11 protein-coding genes are annotated in these 18,514 nt (G+C 45.6%); 7 read left to right on the top strand and 4 right to left on the bottom strand.

Going from position 1 to position 18,514, the window contains the following annotated elements:
• The first annotated feature begins 2 nt into the window (after positions 1 to 2).
• Positions 3 to 929, top strand: a complete 927-nt coding sequence (locus AB4154_RS05205; protein WP_372112685.1) for a LysR family transcriptional regulator — start codon at positions 3 to 5, stop codon at positions 927 to 929.
• A gap of 235 nt (positions 930 to 1,164) precedes the next feature.
• Here the strand turns inward: AB4154_RS05205 and AB4154_RS05210 are convergent, their stop codons facing one another.
• Positions 1,165 to 2,238 (bottom strand): LacI family DNA-binding transcriptional regulator, encoded by a 1,074-nt coding sequence (locus AB4154_RS05210; RefSeq protein WP_372122408.1) that lies wholly within the window; start codon positions 2,236 to 2,238, stop codon positions 1,165 to 1,167.
• Positions 2,239 to 2,488: 250 nt separating this feature from the next.
• Between AB4154_RS05210 and AB4154_RS05215 the strand changes: the two genes are divergently transcribed.
• Entirely contained in the window at positions 2,489 to 4,591 is a 2,103-nt protein-coding gene (locus AB4154_RS05215) for an alpha-galactosidase (protein ID WP_102319934.1), read from the top strand.
• A gap of 102 nt (positions 4,592 to 4,693) precedes the next feature.
• Entirely contained in the window at positions 4,694 to 6,388 is a 1,695-nt protein-coding gene (locus AB4154_RS05220) for a solute:sodium symporter family transporter (protein WP_372122410.1), read from the top strand.
• A 93-nt stretch (positions 6,389 to 6,481) separates the two neighbouring features.
• Here the strand turns inward: AB4154_RS05220 and AB4154_RS05225 are convergent, their stop codons facing one another.
• Both AB4154_RS05225 and AB4154_RS05230 read right to left on the bottom strand, forming a co-directional pair.
• On the bottom strand, positions 6,482 to 7,822 hold the full coding sequence (locus AB4154_RS05225; protein ID WP_136973745.1) for an MATE family efflux transporter: 1,341 nt from the start codon (positions 7,820 to 7,822) through the stop codon (positions 6,482 to 6,484).
• A gap of 278 nt (positions 7,823 to 8,100) precedes the next feature.
• On the bottom strand, positions 8,101 to 9,183 hold the full coding sequence (locus tag AB4154_RS05230; protein WP_136973744.1) for an ABC transporter ATP-binding protein: 1,083 nt from the start codon (positions 9,181 to 9,183) through the stop codon (positions 8,101 to 8,103).
• A 296-nt stretch (positions 9,184 to 9,479) separates the two neighbouring features.
• On the opposite strand from AB4154_RS05230, the gene AB4154_RS05235 reads away from it, so the two are divergent.
• The 4 genes from AB4154_RS05235 (at position 9,480) to AB4154_RS05250 (ending at position 15,933) form a co-directional block, all read left to right on the top strand.
• Positions 9,480 to 10,400: a carbohydrate ABC transporter permease gene (locus tag AB4154_RS05235; protein ID WP_050619981.1), complete on the top strand. Its 921-nt coding sequence runs from the start codon at positions 9,480 to 9,482 to the stop codon at positions 10,398 to 10,400.
• A complete protein-coding gene (locus tag AB4154_RS05240) occupies positions 10,400 to 11,251 on the top strand; it encodes a carbohydrate ABC transporter permease (protein ID WP_050649668.1) in 852 nt (283 codons plus the stop codon). Before AB4154_RS05235 ends, AB4154_RS05240 begins: the two co-directional genes overlap by 1 nt.
• Before the next feature lie 177 nt (positions 11,252 to 11,428).
• The gene (locus tag AB4154_RS05245) at positions 11,429 to 12,655 is read left to right on the top strand and encodes an ABC transporter substrate-binding protein (RefSeq protein ID WP_372122412.1); all 1,227 of its coding nucleotides are present in this window, start codon (positions 11,429 to 11,431) and stop codon (positions 12,653 to 12,655) included.
• Positions 12,656 to 12,816: 161 nt separating this feature from the next.
• Positions 12,817 to 15,933 (top strand): beta-galactosidase, encoded by a 3,117-nt coding sequence (locus AB4154_RS05250; protein ID WP_372122414.1) that lies wholly within the window; start codon positions 12,817 to 12,819, stop codon positions 15,931 to 15,933.
• 174 nt (positions 15,934 to 16,107) lie between these two features.
• On the opposite strand, the gene ygjK is transcribed toward AB4154_RS05250, so the two are convergent.
• Positions 16,108 to 18,501 (bottom strand): alpha-glucosidase, encoded by a 2,394-nt coding sequence (ygjK, locus tag AB4154_RS05255; protein WP_372122416.1) that lies wholly within the window; start codon positions 18,499 to 18,501, stop codon positions 16,108 to 16,110.
• Between the last annotated feature and the right edge of the window lie 13 nt (positions 18,502 to 18,514).

Here is an 18,514-nt window from a genome sequence, read left to right on the forward strand (position 1 = left end):
TTGTGGCTGATTTTAACTGGAAAGGAATTGACCTTAACTTATTGATTGCACTGCAGGCTTTGTATAAAACGAATAGCGTGAGTAAGGCTGCTGAGCGTTGTTATGTCAGCCAATCTGCGATGAGCCATAGCTTACAAAGGTTACGAAAGTTGTTTGATGACCCTTTGTTTGAGCGTGTGGGCAGCAAGATGGAGGCAACCGACCGAGCCATTGAACTATCAAGTACCGTGGACGCGCTACTGAATACCATCCAGTCTGAAGTTCTGTTATCTAAATCGTTTGATGCAGAGACTTATAAAGGGACTTGGAAGATTGGTCTCACTGATTATGCCGAGCAGATGTTCGCTCCAATATTGTTTGACCTGATTAATCAATCCTCTCCTTATTCCCAAGTAGCGTTGTTCAATGTAAACCGGAGTAACTACCAGCAAGTCTTTGACGATGCCAAGCTTGATATGACGATAGGTAGCTTTGGTGAGGTACCAAAGCAATATCGAACAAAGCATTTGTATACGGAGCAACATGTTTGTTTACTTGATCAATCGGTTCTATCTATTGAGGAGCCGATGTCGCTAGAACAATTTGTTGCTGTCGAGCACGCGCTCGTTTCTCCGGCAGGGGCTTTAAAGACGGGAGTGGACACTCGTTTAGGTGAACTAGGTTTAAGCCGGAAAGTCGCGATATCTTCCAGTAACTTTTTAACTGTTAAGCGGCTCATTCGTGGCAGAGAACTATTGTGTATTGTCCCCAAGCTAGTCGCGCGCAAGGATATGGATAGTGAAGAAACCTTACTAGCTGTGAAGCCACCAATTGATGTTCCAGATTTTGATATCCAGCTTGTTTATCGAAAGGCAAAGCATTTAGATGATAAAAATAAACTACTTAGAAAGCTGATTACTAATGCGATCTCATCTGTGATTTCCGAATAGTTTATTGTGTCGGTTAATCGTCAAATTCATATGAATTAATTTTAGAAAAATCCGGTTTATTATAAGAACCCGACTATACTTAATTTACGACTTAAAGCAGTCGTAAAGAATAGGCTTTTTGATTTACCTAAGTAAAAAAATTGGTTATATCCTCATGATATAGCTTAAAAATCTACCAGGCTAAACGGACTTAGTTGGTCTTAAAAGCGCTAGCTCCCCCTAGCGCTTTTTTCTTTCAGTTGGATTCCGGTAATAGGCTCTGAATCCTCTTCAGCAGTTTTTCGATCTCTTGTTTTTCATAATTGGCAGTCACCTTAGATTGGCTACTTTCTCTCGCAAGCAGTGTGGTTTCGATATGATGTTGTAACAAGGCATCTTGAGAATTGGCGTTGAGCTTCTCTGCAAGTCTCACCGCTTGCTGGCCTATTTTTGTGAAATCTTGTTTGATGGTTGTAAGAGGCGGATTGAAGAATGCGCTGTCTTCTATGCCATCAAAACCGACAACAGCGACCTTGTCCGGTGCGGGTATTTGCAATTCTTGTAGTGCGCGTAAAACCCCTAATGCCATTTGATCACTGGCGACCAACACAGCATCAAACTGGATTTGTTTCGCGACGGCGTCTCGAATGCCAAGGTAGCCACTTTCTGCTTGCCAGTTTCCTTGATGTTGAAATTGTATCTGACAGTTTGCATCTGCTAGCACACCCAACCAACTCTGAAGACGGATTTGTGAGGCACTGGACTCATGAGGCCCGCTGATCAACAAGTATTTACTGCGACCATTTTCAATAAGATGTTGAGCCGCCAGCTTTGCGCCCTCGGCATGATCGCCGCATATATAGTTAACTTGGCTGTTAGAAGGGACATCAATGAAGATGAGGTTTAAGTGTTGATATTGTTCTACCAGCAATTCGGCGTCTGCACTCTTTAAAGGCACATTGAGAATGATGCTGTCGACCTGTTGGGCGATCAGTTCACGAATGGCTTCGCGGGTGTTGGTGAGGTTCGGTTCGGATACTACAGAAAAAGCGGTGCCATACCCCATATCGTGAGCCTGCATTCGTACACCGTTAGCGATCATTGCGGCGCCATGCAGTGCCATATCGAGCGTCACTAACCCTATGCTGGTGGACTTGGAACGGCTGAGCATTTGAGCCCCTTTATTGGGCACATATCCAAGCTTCTTTATCGCAGCATTCACTTTGTTTCGAGTGGATTCTGCGACATCTTGCGAACCGTTCGTCACCCTTGATACTGTTTGAGTCGATACGCCAGCCAGCTTCGCCACATCTTTAAAAGTTACACTCATCACACCGTCCATCGAATATTCCCGTCGTTCGATGAGCTTATCCAATTTAGCGAAATGAAACTCTGCTCCCTTTCAAAAAAATGTCATTTGAAACATTAAATATGTTTCCGGAAACAGTCGATCTTGTGCAAATTTTAGCAACGAATAAGTGTTTTTAGATCACGTTATTTAGCCGTTTTAGTACTAATTTCAGTCTTCAAGTTCACTATTAATTTTAGTTTATGTTTACGAAAACAATATGAGATTGGCTATGAGCGAATTTATTCATCTAACAAGTAAAAACCACAGTTTGATCATCAAATCGGGCCGTACTCCAGAGGTTCTTCACTGGGGCGCAAAGATCGCCAGTATTGATGAAGATCTTTTGTTATCAACCGAGAGACCGATCTCTCAAGCACGCCTTGATGTCGATGTACCGCTTTCTCTTTGTCCTGAATTGGGTAGCGGTCATTTTAATGCGCCGGGAATAGAAGGGCATCGTGATGGTTTTGATTGGGCACCCGTTTTTAATACCGTCCGCGTGGAAGCTCAGGTTCAGCAAGCCACTTTTGTTCTAGAAGACACCGTGTCTAAGCTTGAATTGACGGTTGAAATTAAACTGGATTACGAATCGGATGTGGTTCAAAAGCGCATCACAGTAACCAACAAAGGGGGCAGTAAATACTATTTAAATAAGCTGTCATCAACGTTGCCGCTGCCAAACCACGCCAATGAATTGATGACGTTCCATGGTCGTTGGTGTCATGAGTTCCAAACGCAACGTCAGCGTTTTGAGCATGGTGGCTTCATGCAAGAGAACCGTCGCGGCCGTACTTCACATGAAAACTTCCCTGGCATGTTTGCAGGAACGCAAGGTTTCTCAGAACAGAATGGTTTGGTGTGGGGCTTCCATTTAGGTTGGAGTGGTAACCACCAAATGCGTGCTGATGTTCGCAGTGATGGCCGCCGCTTTGTACAAGCGGGAGAGTTATTGTTAGCGGGTGAATCGATTCTAGAACCAGAGGCTACTTACCAGACACCTTGGCTCTATGGCTGTTACAGCAACTCTGGTTTGAACGGTATTGCTCAACGTTTTCAGCAGTTTGTTCGTGACAACATTATTCAATTCCCTACCGATAAACCTCGCCCTGTGCACTTAAATACTTGGGAGGGCATCTACTTCGACCATAAACCGGAATACATCATGCAGATGGCAACCGAAGCCGGCGCAATGGGTGTTGAACGATTCATTATTGATGATGGTTGGTTTATTGGTCGTGATGGCGAACGAACGGCCTTAGGCGATTGGTATCTCGATGAAGTGAAATACCCAAATGGCTTAGAACCTGTGATTGAACACGTTAACCAACAGGGGATGGAGTTCGGGTTGTGGGTTGAACCTGAGATGGTCAGCCAAGACTCAAACCTATACCGTAACCATCCTGATTGGGTCCTAGGTTTGCAAGGTTATCATCAACCGTCTGGTCGTTGGCAGTATGTTTTAGACTTGCAGAATGAAGCGTGCTTTGACTACTTGTTCTCTCGCCTTGATACGCTTCTGACTACGTACAATATCGGCTACTTAAAGTGGGACATGAATCGTGAATTAGTTCAGCCGGGCCACCAAGGTAAGGCGGCGGTGCATGGTCAAACTGAAGCCTTGTATCGTCTCGTCGATCAACTGAATCAAGCACACCCTAAAGTCGAGATTGAATCTTGTTCATCAGGCGGTGGTCGCATTGATTTTGAAATCCTCAAGAGAACACATCGATTCTGGGCATCCGATTGTAACGATGCATTGGAACGCCAAGCTATTCAAAAAGGCATGAGTTACTTCTTCCCACCAGAAGTTATGGGGGCGCATATTGGCCCTGCTGAGTGCCATTCAACCAATCGTCGTCACAGTATCAATATGCGTGGTGTCACCGCTTTGATGGGGCATATGGGTGTTGAGCTTGACCCGGTTAAAGAGTCGCAACAAGAGAAACAAGCTTTCTCTCACTACATCTCTCTGCACAAGCAGTTCCGCCATATTTTGCACTCAGGGCGCAGCTTTCGCATGGATCCTGCGGACAAAAACCAGAACATCTATGGGGTGCAGAATGATGATGAAATGCTGATCACCGTGTGTCAGTTGGCGATGCCTGAGTACGCTCTGCCATCACCACTTCGTATTAGCTGCGTGGAAGACAGTGCGCTGTATCAAGTGAAGTTAGTGGAGATGCCACAAACCAGTTTCCAACTCATGAAGCAACGCCCTCAATGGTTAGATAAAACACTGACTTTAAGCGGCGATAACCTCAAAGAGATTGGATTGACCTTACCTATTCTCGACCCAGAGTCTGCCTTGATTGTGCATCTAAAAAAGATGTGAATCTCTGACTCTGAGTACCCCTACAAATAAAAATCTAAATATAAAAATTATAATCGGCAGCGAGGTATTGCTGCCGCAATAACTCAACTTAAGGAAAACAAAATGTCTATTACCGTTCTGTTGTCATTTTTGTTATTTACTGGGTTTGTAGTCGCGTTTACCTACAACAAAGTGAAAAATGATAAAAACACCTCACAAGATGGTTTCTTTCTTGGCGGAAGAAGCTTAACCGGCGGCTTAATCGCCAGCTCACTTATCTTAACAAACTTGAGCGCCACCAGTTTCGTGGGCATGAGCGCACAAGCTTATACCCACAATATGAGTGTCATGGGCTGGGAAGTGGCCTCTGGTGTCACTTTGGTGATCATCGCTTTGATGTTAGTTCCTCGTTATTTGAAGCAAGGCATCACCACTATTCCTGATTTCTTAGAGAGCCGCTACGACATGTCGGTGAAGAAGTTTGTGACGTTACTTTTCTTGTGCCAATACGTGATCAACATTTTGCCTACCACACTTTACGCGGGCGCCGTTGTTTTGGGTGAAATCTTCGATGTTCAGGCCCTGCTTAATATTTCAGAGTTTAGCTCAATCGCGCTTATTTCGGCGACGATTGGTCTACTTGGCTTCTTTTACGCAATTTATGGTGGCCTGAAAGCGGTTGTGATTGCAGATACCATTAATGGCGTAGGCTTGATTGTTGGCGGCATGATGATCCCTGTGTTTGGTTTGATGGTACTGGGCGAAGGTAGCTTTGGTGCTGGCTTAGATATTCTGCTTTATGCCGCGCCAGAGAAGCTTCAATCGGTGGGTACAGAAAGCGATCCACTGCCGTTCTCAACATTGTTTACTGGTCTGCTTTTGGTGAACTTGTACTACTGGGGTACTGATCAATCCATTATTCAACGCGCATTAGGTGCTAAAAACCTGAAAGAAGGTCAGAAAGGTGTAATCCTTGCCGGTGCGATTAAGGTTATCTCTCCGCTGTTCTTGATCATTCCAGGCATCATCGCTTTCCACATGTTTGGTGCTGATGCGGGCAACCCAGACACCATGTACACCCGTTTAGTTAATGAAGTTTTGCCTAAGCCGCTGGTGGGTTTCTTCGTTGCGGTGATGTTTGGTGCGATTTTGAGTACCTTTAATGGTGTGTTGAACAGCTCAACGACTCTGTTTGCGTTGAACGTGTATAAGCCGCTATTTGGACAAGGTAAAACAGACGAAGAGCTAGTGGATAAAGGGCGTATTTTTGGTGTTGTGATTGCGATTATCTCGGTATGTATCGCACCATTCATCATGTACGCACCAGAAGGTCTTTTCCAATACCTTCAAATGGTGGCGGGGTTCTTCAGTGTGCCAATCTTTACTATCGTGTTTGTCGGCTATGTATCTAAACGTGTACCCGCTGTAGCGGCGAAAGTGGCGTTGGTGGTGTTTGTAAGTTCATACGCAGCAATGCAGCTAGTATTTAAAACACCGATTCACTTCCTACATCAATTAGCGATTCTATTCGTAGTATGTACCGCGTTGATGTTCATCATTGGTTACTTTATGCCGCGTGAATCTGAGTACGTGATGCCAGTCAATGAGAATATTGATGTGACACCTTGGGAGTTCCGTTTCGAGGCTTCGGCTATTATTCTTTACATGGTGCTTGGTGCTTACGTTATGTTCTCGGATGTGGGTTTTGTATCGGACGATCCAACCATCATGCAAGTTTATGGCGTGTGTGGCATTGTTATGTTGCTCGGTATTTTTGGACGACTAGCAAAGCGAAAGAAAGCACTTGCGACCGCGTAGATGAGTTCGGGTAATTAAAAACGAAAACGCCGCTCTTTGGAAATAGGAGCGGCGTTTTTCGATCTTGTGAAGATAAATGGAAGGCTAAAAAGTCTAAAAAGAGAATCGAGTCCATTTCTTAGCTCGCCAGCGATAGGCCATGATGATTCCACGGAACCATTCGTCCATCGCGATTGCCATCCAAGCACCCAATACGCCATAACCCCAATGCACGCCAAGCAAATAGCTCATGGCAACCCCAATGCCCCACATGCTGAGAATGCCCATTTTGATCGGGAATTTAATGTCGCCAGCAGCCTTTAGACAAGAGATAAAGATAAGGTTAAATACTCGTCCAGCTTCAAGAATGATGGAACCTGCAATCAGTGCCGCCGTTAGCGCAATGATCTCTGGATCTTGCGTGAACAGATCGAGAATTCTGAAACGGAACACATACACCATGCAGGTGATCGCGGTTGACGCGATAAAGCCAACCACAAAGTAACGTTGCACACGCTTGGTAATCTCGTCGATCCAACCCTTACCAATGTAATAGCCTGTTTGGATTTGGCTGCCTTGACCAATTGCCAGTGCAAACGCAAAAGAGAGGCGAGCGATGTTTTGTGCGTAAGTAAACGCAGCCAGTGAAGACGTACCCATCTGCACTACAAAGAAGGTAATGCTGATCTGAGCCATGTTATAAGAGAGCACTTCTCCAGCGTTCATCGAGCCGATCTTCATGATTTTTTGATAGATGGCTTTCGGCACAGATTTAAACTGCTTCACTGGTAGATAAATCCCTTTGCTTCTGACCACACCAATCAAGATCAACATTCCGATTACTTGGCTAATGACGGTCGCGGTCGCAACCCCTTGCACGCCGTATACAGGCAAACCAAAAGGTTGATATAAGGCACAGTAGTTACCGAATACGTTGATGACACCTGCAATCATATTGATCACCATCGGTGACTTTGAATAGCCATGACTGCGCAAAATAGTGGTGAGAACCACACCTATGGTTACATTGAAGGTGAGAGCACCACTGATGAACAGGTATTCTTGCGCGTACTGTTCGACTTGAGGTTCGAGTTGATAAAGCGGGATAAAATATTCAGCAACAAGAACGGCAATCACACTCAGTAGCACACCGGCAATAATGGCCAGAATGATACTTGCTACACCCACGTGAGCGCTCTCTTGAGTGCGGGAAGCACCATTGTATTGCGCGATTAGAATACCCGTACCACTGCTGACCATGGTCGAGACAATGATCAGAAAAAAGGATATCTGAGAAATAACACCAACGGCAGACACGGCTTTGTCCGAGTATCCCGATAACATGAATACATCACTGGTGTTGAGTGCGGTTCTTAAAAGAACTTCGATAAAAATTGGCCAGGTGAGCGCAACGATTCCCATACGTTTGTTTAGGGTGGAATCAGCATTAGGCATTTAGGTTTTCTCAAAAAAGGGGTAGGCGACACTATAGTTTAGCTATTATTTAGTAAACGACTATCAAATTAATGTCCGGAAGGCTAATAAGGATAAATAAAATTCGAATAAGTCTTCAGAACCCAATATTTCAGTGAGAGTGATGAAATTTTTGAGTAAGATTTCATAAGCTATTAAGAGGATCAGAATGGAAGCAAGTGATTGCTTGAAACGACCGGAAAGTGAGTTTGAAAAGTGGCAAAGCTAGCGACATCGAGCTAGCTCTACCGTTTTAAAGTCTAGTTAATTCGTTGCCCTCGGTCATCGAATAGGTGGCAATCTTTTGAGGAGAAACTCAGCTCAAGTGATTGGTATCGAGTGACCTCTTGGTCTCCTGGTAGGTGCACCTTAAAGCTATCCACGCCACAAGACTGGCCAAACATATAAGTGCTGTTCCCTAGTCGCTCGACCACTTCACTTTGAAATTCAATGGTGATATCAGAGCCACTGTTAATCTCTAAATGTTCAGGTCGAATGCCCAGCGTGATACTTTGTCCCTCTTTTAATCCATCGCTTGGTAAGGGAAGGGTGATTTGGCTGACACCGTTAACGGCGAGTTGGGCGTGCGTTTCTGAGGTGCTGTTAACAACACACGGTAAGAAATTCATTTTCGGTGAGCCAATAAAGCCAGCCACAAATTCATTTTGTGGAGAGTGGTATAGATCGAGTGGAGAACCGACTTGTTCAACACGACCATCTCTCAATACCACGATCTTGTCTGCAAGCGTCATGGCTTCGACTTGATCGTGCGTGACGTAAATCATGGTATTTTGCAGATCTTGGTGCAATTTGGCGATTTGTAAGCGCATATCGACACGAAGTTCAGCATCGAGGTTCGAGAGCGGTTCATCGAATAAGAATACGCGAGGGTTACGAACTATTGCTCGACCGATAGCGACACGTTGACGCTGCCCACCTGACAGTTCTTTCGGTTTACGCTTCAATAAAGGCTCTAATTGGAGTGTTTTTGCCGCACTGGTGACTTGCTTTTCAACGACTTCCTTCGCTACGCCATTCATTTTGAGGCCAAAGCCCATGTTTTCTTCCACGGTCATGTGTGGGTAGAGTGCGTAGGATTGAAATACCATAGCGACACCACGCTCAGCAGGATCGACATCGTTAACAAGATCGTCTCCAATATGAATCTCGCCTTCAGTGATTTCTTCTAAGCCAGCAACTAAGCGTAAGAGGGTTGATTTTCCGCAACCTGATGGTCCAACGAATACGACGAATTCGCCATTATTTATTTCTAGATCAACACCATGGATGGTCTGTATATCACCATATCGTTTGATGACCTTTTTTAAGCTGATATCAGCCATGCTCTCTCCTTGCTTCGTTGGACTACATCTCTTTGCCTTTAAAACATACGCTTTCATCAGAAATTTGTTAGGTGCCTCGCATGATTTATTGATCATCGTCATATAAATCCCGCGATCTATACTGATTTTTGTGAAAACGTTTACATAAATAAAACATAACTGTGCGTAATGTTATCAATAAGCCTAATATTTGAACGTAATCATTATAAATGCTGAGCTACTGATTGGGATTTATAAATTCAGATGGAAGTTAACCAAGTAGTAAACCAAGCTTTTAATACAAGGAATTTTGGGAAATGGAGCAATCTGTGAAAACGATATACCCAGAAAATCGCACCCCATCAGCGAAGAAGAAAAGGCGCATCAGTTCCAAGGTCTCGCCTTGGCTGTTCTTGGCACCAGCCATCGCTATCTTCTCTCTCTATGTTATCTATCCCATCTTGGACAGTATTTGGCTGAGCTTCTTTGAGTGGGATGGATTAGGTGAAAAGGAGTGGGTGGGGCTTGAGAACTATCGTGAGCTTTTTGACTCAGATGCTTTTTATACTTCGTTAACGAATAACTTTCTTTGGTTGATCTTCTTTATGCTTGCGCCACCGTGTGGCTTAGCGATTGCCCTTTTCCTCAACCAACAAGTGAAAGGCATTCGTGTCGTAAAATCTCTGTTTTTCTTCCCATTCGTTATTTCTCAAGTGGTGGTAGGCCTCGTATTTGCTTGGTTCTATGACCCCTCTTTTGGCCTTTTCAATATTGCACTCGGGTCGCTTGGCTTCGAGCCAATTTCGATACTTGCTGATGAAGACTATGTGACCTACGGAATCATCGCTGCTGGCTTATGGCCTCAGATCTCTTATTGCATGATCTTATATTTAACTGGGCTGAATAACCTCGATCCTGAGCAGTTAGAAGCGGCTCGACTTGATGGTGCAAAGAAGTGGCGCATGTTGTGGTATGTGGTGCTTCCACAGTTAAGACCCGCAACTTTTATCGCCGTGGTTGTCACCGTAATTGGTGCCCTGCGTTCATTTGATCTAGTGGCGACCATGACGGCAGGCGGCCCTTGGGGCAGCTCGACGGTACTGGCGTATCAAATGTATGAAGAGTCTATCTTTAACTATCGAATGGGTTATGGCGCGGCGGTTTCCGTTGTGTTGTTCCTGATTATGGATATCTATATCGCTTACTTCTTGTGGCGTATGTTAAGGAGTGAAAAATAATGTATCCACAACCAATTCAAAAAGCAGGTCGCTTTACCAACATTAGCTACCGAGTCGCACTGCCTATTTCCATTGTGATGTGGTTATTACCACTTATCGCCGTAATGATGACTTCAATTCGTTCGATGGAAGACATCAACAAAGGTAACTACTGGGGCTGGCCTAGTGAGATTCAGTTCATTGAAAACTACACCCAAGTATTTACCTCGACGTCGATGGGGCAGTACCTCATCAATAGCTTAATCATCACATTGCCAGCGGTTGCTGGTGCCGTGGCGTTGTCGACACTGGCTGGTTATGCCTTGGCTAAATACAACTTCAAAGCCAATGTGTGGATTTTTGCGATGTTCATCGCGGGTAACTTTGTTCCGTTCCAAATTCTGATGATTCCAGTTCGTGATTTAACGATTGGACTCGGTCTATACGACACTCACTGGGCATTGATTTTTTTCCATATCGCTTTCCAAGCCGGTTTTTGTACCTTGTTCATGCGTAACTTTATTGTCGGGATCCCTGATGCCCTGATCGAAGCGGCGCGTGTTGAAGGGGTGAGTGAATGGAAAATATTCTGGCATGTCGTACTCCCTCTGGTTCGCCCTGCTTTAGCGGCGTTAGCCGTATTGGTGTTTACCTTTATTTGGAACGATTTCTTCTGGGCTCTAGTACTGGTTCAGAGTGATGATGTTCGTCCTGTGACTGCGGGTCTGAGCTCACTTCAAGGCCAATGGCTGGCGTCTTGGCAGTTTATGTCAGCGGGTGCCGTGGTCGCGGCTATCCCACCGGTAGTGCTGTTCTTTACCATGCAAAAGCACTTTATCGCAGGCCTAACATTAGGTGCGACCAAAGGGTAAATCACGAGATAAGAATCGATACACGAATCTAGCAATAGCGAAGGCTTTAAGTCGTTATTGCTACCGACATCCCGAATGGATGAATCATTGAAGAGAAACTAAAACACGAACAACCCTACGAGATAAAACAATAAGAATTGGACTTAGAGAGCTTAGCTCCATAACAAGGACCTCAATATGAAATACGTGAAACATATCGCTGCCAGTGCAGTGCTCGCTGCCTCCATGTCTGCAACATCGTTTGCAGGAACACTCGTTATCAACTCTGATGCTTCTGATCCTGCGCCAAAAGAGGCGTGGGGCGAGATCATTAACCGCTTTGAAAAAGAAAACCCAGATATTACGGTGAAGTACAACTTGTACGATCACGAGTCGTATAAAACAACGATTCGTAATTGGCTGGTCACTTCGCCGCCGGATGTGGTTTTTTGGTATGCGGGTAACCGAATGAAAGCCTTTGTTGACCGTGGCCTGTTTGAGGATGTCAGTGATATTTGGGCTGACAACAACATGAAGCAAGACTTTGCGGCTGCCGCGCCTGCGATGACAGTACAAGGTAAGCAGTTTGGTGTGCCGTACACGTATTATCAATGGGGTATCTACTACCGCAAAGACATCTTTGAGCAATATGGAATTGCGGAGCCGAAAACGTGGGATGATTTGAAATCTGCGTCTGCAACACTTAAAGAAAATGGTGTAGCGCCGTTTGCTATTGGTACCAAGTATCTTTGGACCGCCGCAGGTTGGTTTGATTACATCAACATGCGTACTAACGGCTTGGATTTTCATATTCAGTTAATGGAAGGCCAGGTGCATTACTCTGATGAGCGAGTGAAGAAAACCTTCGCTAATTGGGCGGAGTTAGTTGAACCTGGCTATTTCCTAGAAAACCACGCGTCTTATTCATGGCAAGAAGCTCAACCTTTCTTGTACAACGGTAAAGCGGCGATGTACCTGATGGGTAACTTCATCACGCCTAACTTCCCAGCTGAGTTGGATGGCAAGATGGATTTCTTCCAGTTCCCGGTGATCGACCCAAGTGTTCCTATGTCTGAAGATGCACCAATGGATACGCTGCACATACCTTCAAAAGCGAAAAACAAAGAAGATGCTCGTAAGTTCTTAGAGTTTGTTGCTCGCGCTGAAAACCAGCAGCTGATCAATGAGATGCTGTTACAGATTCCAACCAACAACAAAGCTAAAGCGAAGTCTGACCCGTTCTTAGACAAAGGCGTCGCGATGTTGGCATCCAGTGATGGTACGGCTCAATTCTATGACCGAGACACTGATCCTGCGATGGCCAAAGAAGGCATGAAAGGCTTCCAAGAGTTTATGGTTCACCCTGAACGAATCGATAAAATCTTGAAAAAACTCGATAAAGTGAGCAAGCGTACCTTTAAGTAATATTTCAATAGCCGCAGCTGTTCTGGCTGCGGCTTTTTTTCTTCTCTTAAGGGATTATTGCAAGAGCTGTTTAGTTGGCGTTCGTAATGTTTGAACGCAATGAGGCGCTGAGCATCACTTGCAATGGTTCACGTTAAACGGCTTTTGGTAAGGAACACGTCATGAGAACTTTCTCTCAAATCATCTCTGCCCGTGAGTGGGAAAATCAACACATCACCCATCATAATGTTGTTGAGGCTCATGCTCCTTTAAATAGTTACACCTCGTTGGTTGAGGCTATGACGAAGAGCTCGTCGAGTGTTATGTCTCTCAATGGGACTTGGAAGTTTCAGCTGTTCGATTCACCAGAGTTGGTTTGCGAAGAGGTAGTATCGGAACATTTTGATGATTCTTCATGGAAGTCGATTTCAGTGCCAAGCAACTGGCAGATGCAAGGCTTTGATAAACCGATCTATACCAATGTGAAATATCCTTTCGCTGATAACCCTCCCTTCGTCCCTAGCGATAATCCAACAGGGCTCTACCGAACGCGTTTTAACTGCACGGAACCGGAGTTATTAGATACCCATAGGCTGACCTTCGACGGCGTGAATTCTGCTTTTCATTTGTGGTGCAACGGCAAGTGGGTTGGCTATTCGCAAGACAGTCGATTACCGGCTGAATTTGACGTGTCTGAATACTTGCAAGTGGGCGAGAACGTGCTGGTAGTGATGGTGCTGCGTTGGTCTGATGGTTCTTACCTTGAAGACCAAGACATGTGGTGGCTCAGCGGCATATTCCGTGATGTGACTTTATTGAGAAAACCCAAGGTCGCAATCGAGGATGTTGGCATTGAGACTCAGCTAGATGCTTGCTATCGCGATGCAGTTTTAAATATTTCTACGCAAATAACCAAGCACAGCAATGATGTAGAAAGCTGCTATAAGCTGAAAGCTGAACTTTATGATACTCAAGGACAGTTGGCTTGCGAACCTCAAATCGTGGGTTTTGGTGAGCGTTATGTTGATGAAAAAGGGCCGTGGTCTGAAGTCGCAGAACACAGCATTTCAGTGGTGAACCCGAACAAGTGGAGTGCCGAGTCACCCTACTTATATCGCTGTGTGGTGTCATTGCTCAATGAACATGATGAGCTTGTCGATTGTGAGACTTACGATGTCGGCTTTCGAAGTGTTGAAATTACCGATAGTTTGCTAAAAGTTAACGGAAAGCCATTGCTGATTCGTGGTGTCAATCGCCATGAACATCACCCTGAATTGGGTCACACCATGACTCGAGAGGGGATGATTCAAGACATCAAACTGCTCAAACAAAATAACTTCAATGCCGTTAGAACCGCTCATTATCCGAATCATCCATTGTGGTATGAATTATGTGATGAGTATGGTCTGTATCTGGTTGATGAAGCGAATGTGGAAACTCATGGTCAATTTCCGATGTGCCGTTTATCCGATGATGCGTCATGGTTGAATGCGTACATGAGCCGAATGACAAGGCTGGTTGAGCGCGATAAAAACCACGCCAGCGTGATCATTTGGTCGCTGGGTAATGAATCGGGTATTGGTCGTAATCACCATGCGATGTATCAATGGGTGAAACAAACTGATCCAACACGTCTGGTTCAGTATGAAGGTGGCGGGGCAGATACAGCAGCGACCGATATTTTATGTCCTATGTATGCGCGCGTTGATTGGGATTTACCTGTGGTTGAGAGTCAACCTGAGGTGACACCTCGCGTGGGTATTCGTAAAGCTATCGCTCTACCAAACGAGCATCGTCCTCTTATTCTCTGTGAGTACGCCCATGCAATGGGGAACAGTCTGGGTAGCTTTGATAAATATTGGCAAGCGTTTAGAGACAGCCCAAGATTACAGGGCGGATTTATCTGGGATTGGGTAGATCAAGGGATCACCAAAACCGATTCGAGCGGCAAACAATATTGGGGCTATGGTGGTGATTTCGGCGACGAGATTAATGATCGCCAGTTCTGCATTAATGGTTTGGTGTTCCCAGACAGAACGGTACATCCAACGCTTCAGGAAGTGAAAAAAGCACAGCAGTTTTACCAGTTTAGACTGGTTTCGACTTCGCCTCTGGTGATAGAGGTGCACAGCGAATATTTATTTGTGACCAGCAGCATTGAAACGTTGAATTGGACGGTTACTCAGAATGGTGTAGTAATGAGCGATGGTTGTATCGAATTGATGGTTGGTGCGGGCGAGAGTGTTCAGATAGAGCTCAATGGTGTGACGATTCCTCATACGGCCAACGCGCTTAATTACCTTAATCTCGAAGTGGTATTAAACACCAATACTGCATGGGCGGATAAAGGTCATGTGACGGCGATTGAACAGCTTAGCTTACCTACTCAACCACAATTGATGTTGGATGCTAACCTCTCTCAATTTCCACCGAAAGTGACTGAAACCGACACGCTGCTGACGGTGATTGGTGATGCTTATCAAGTAGAGTTCGACAGATTGTCTGGGACATTAGAAAGCTGGAAAATCAAAGGGGTGGAACAGCTTGCTAGTGGCCTTCGAGATAACTTTTATCGCGCACCATTAGACAACGATATCGGTGTCAGTGAAGCAAACCGTGTAGACCCCAATTCATGGATCGCACGCTGGCAGGCTATGAGGTTAGATAGGCTCACTCCAGAGTGCATCGAATTTTCATCCATCACTCAGAAAAATAGGGTGTCGGTGACTGCAAGAATTGCCCACACGGTGGAAGATCAGGTTCGTTTGTTGTCGACTTGGCAATACCAATTATTTGCCGATGGTGAGGTCAAATTAGATGTGGATGTTCAAGCGGCGAAAGGCTTGCCGTCTCTGCCACGAGTCGGATTTGAGTTTGCTTTGAAGCATGTGCCTGATGGGGTGGAATGGTTTGGTCGTGGGCCACACGAAAACTACCCAGATCGAAAGATGTCCGCACATATGGGGCTATATCAGCAAAGTATTGAACAAATGTATACCCCTTATATTTTCCCATCTGATTGCGGCTTGCGTTGTGATGTTCGTGAGGCAAAAGTGGGCGCATTCGAATTGCAAGGAGACTTCCATTTCTCAGTCAGTCGTTTGGGGTTACAGCAGCTACAGAAGGCAAAACATACTTGTGACTTAACCGAACAAGAACAGCTGTTTGTTTATGTGGATGGCTTCCATATGGGGGTTGGCGGTGATGACTCGTGGACGCCAAGTGTCCATGATGAATTTAAATTATTGAAAGAGCATTACCATTATCAGGTGCGCTTCCATTGTGGTGATATAGGCTAATGTGCAGCGAATAGAGTAAAAGGATCATAGTAGGCCAAATAGTCTAAATACTTTTTTTTTAGATTATTTGCTTCAGGTATAAAAAAGGCACTCAGCGAGAAACTGAGTGCCAAAGTCTGAAATTTATGAGGTTAGATTTTCATTGAATTTCAGAAGACAGGTATAGGTTTTTACTTACTCTGCGTCAGTAAAGAAATCGTTGTATAACATGTATAGGTGGGCAGCACTCCAAGAGAAGTTTGGAGCACCTTGTTGTTCACCGTTTAGCGGGTTGTAGTTCTCACGGATAGGACCGTCTTGTACCAAGCCATCGGCGTGGTCGAAGAATGCGCCTGCCATTTCAATCGCATCGTCACGGTAGCCGTAGCTGTCCATACCTTTTAGGCCGAAGTAGAACTGGTCTACCCATACACGTCCACGCCAGTAAATATCTGGGCCAAATGCTGGGCTAGAAAGCGCTGCTGTGCCCAGTGGAACGTAGGTGTTGAACTCTGAGGTATCTTTCATCACAGAGACCACGGCATCAGCGTGAGCTTGTGTTGCTGCACCGTTGAACAGTGGTGACCAACCCTCAGGGCCTTTACCACGCTCGACAATCGGTTTGCCTGCGCAGCCATTGGCTAAAGGCTTGTCTTCAATACGAATGTCATAGAAGAAGTTAGTGCCTTCGTCGAACATACAGGTGTTGATGTAGTTCGATAGGTGCTCTGCTTTTTCACGGAACTCTTTCGCTTCTGTGTCTTTACCTAGAATGTCAGCCATTTCTGCTAGGTACTTATTATCGCTGTACATGTAGCTTGCTTGGTCAACGGACTCTTGCAGCAATGAATAGCCAAGCAAAGTGCCGTCTTCAGCGCGGTTTTGAGCGAACTCAACATCCCAATCGCTGCGCTTACCACCGTTTGCAACGTATGCGTCTAGCTGGTCTTTATCAATGAAGCCAAATGCGGCTGCATCGTCACGGCCTGATTCCCAAGATGCAGCGGTTTGTGCGGGGCTCTCGATGTAATCGTAGTTGCCTTCTGCTACCACTTTATCCAGTGCTGCTTGTCCTACGACTGTTTCGTGCTTATCGCCACGAACCACGGTGAAGTACATTTCACCTTCAGGTGTGTTGTGTGCTTTGTCACGAGCAGCGCCATACTCTGGAACGCCATTGCCGTTGTTGTCACGGTTGCGTAGCCACCAGTCATGGTATGCCACTAGTTTTGGATACATCTCTTGTAGCCAAGCTTCGTCGCTTGTGGTTTTGTAGACTTCCATTACTGCCCATGCTGCTAGGCTTGGTTTGGTATTACGTTCATTCCAGTTACCGCCATCGCCGCCACGTTCTGGACTTAGGTTGTAAGCGAGTAGATCGGGCACGTAACCTTCATCCCAAGGACGAACGGCATCGTCAGCCTGAATTTGGTAAGCGAACATCGCGCGGATGTTATCTTTCGCTACATCTGGGTTGAAGTGAGCCATTGCGTAGGCTTGCTTCCATGTGTCCCAAGGCCAAGTTTGGTTGCCCGAGAACCAACGCGCCGTCACGGATGGTGTCACAGAGTCAAACTCCATCGCACCTGCAGCGCCACGCCAGTTACCGTTTAGGGTTTCCATCGCTTTAACCGCAACACGCTCTTGCTCTGGTGTCGCGTTCGGGTTGGTTAAACCCATCTCAAGATAGCCTTCCCAACGTTCTGCTGATGCGGCTAAGAAGTCGGTAGGGTTTGCCATGATCTTTTTGATTTCAGGCTGTTCCGCTTGCGCTTCTTCTGCCGTTAGAACATGCGAGTATGTGGTGTAGATAGTCGTCGATGCTTCAATGTTTGCCGTTGAAGTAAACGCTAAACCATCAACCGTGGTTTTCGTTGGAATCGACTTGTGAACTTGGTATTCAGACTCACCAGAAGTCAGTAGATCCCATGTCGAACGAACCTTACCGAAGGTCACCTTTAGGCCATCGTCGGTTGCGACGATTTGACGGTCATACTCAGGGTAAGTTTCAGCGATTGTTTTGTCGGTTTGTGCCACGCCTTCTTTGGCGTGCGTCTTTTCTAGCAGTTCACCATCCCACACTAATTCAACCGGTGAGTCGGTAGTGATTTTTGTTTCTAGCAGAGAGGTACGGTTTGAAGCAAAACGCATCGTCATTTCTACGGTCACATCGTCAGATTTTAGCGTCTGAACCAATGCGCCCGGTAGGCTATAAGCTTCCATAGTGAAAGCCACTTTTTTGCCGTCTTTGAACACGCTTAGGCGGTCGAAGTTATCAGCCATGAAGTTGATATATTCTTCGGTAAGCAGTGCTGTACCTGGGAATCCGCCCATGCCTTCTGCACTGTCTGGCAGCAGATGACCGTGCCATGCACCTAGGTCGAAGAATGGGTTAAAGCGTTGGTGGTCATCGAAGTCGTAGTCACGCATGTATTCAGGTGAGCCAGTACGGTCGATAACGTTCTTAAATTCGTTGGCTTGCAGTTGCTCTGTGTCAGAGCCTGAGCCAGAGATTGAGTTTGAAGCACAACCAGTAACGACAAGGGCTGCACCGATAGCGAGAGCTGCGAATGATTTATTCAGTTTCATGATCAATTCCTGT

Origin of the sequence: Vibrio sp. 10N.286.51.B11, assembly GCF_041469245.1 — a bacterium.
GTDB classification, from domain to species: Bacteria; Pseudomonadota; Gammaproteobacteria; order Enterobacterales; family Vibrionaceae; genus Vibrio; species Vibrio crassostreae_C.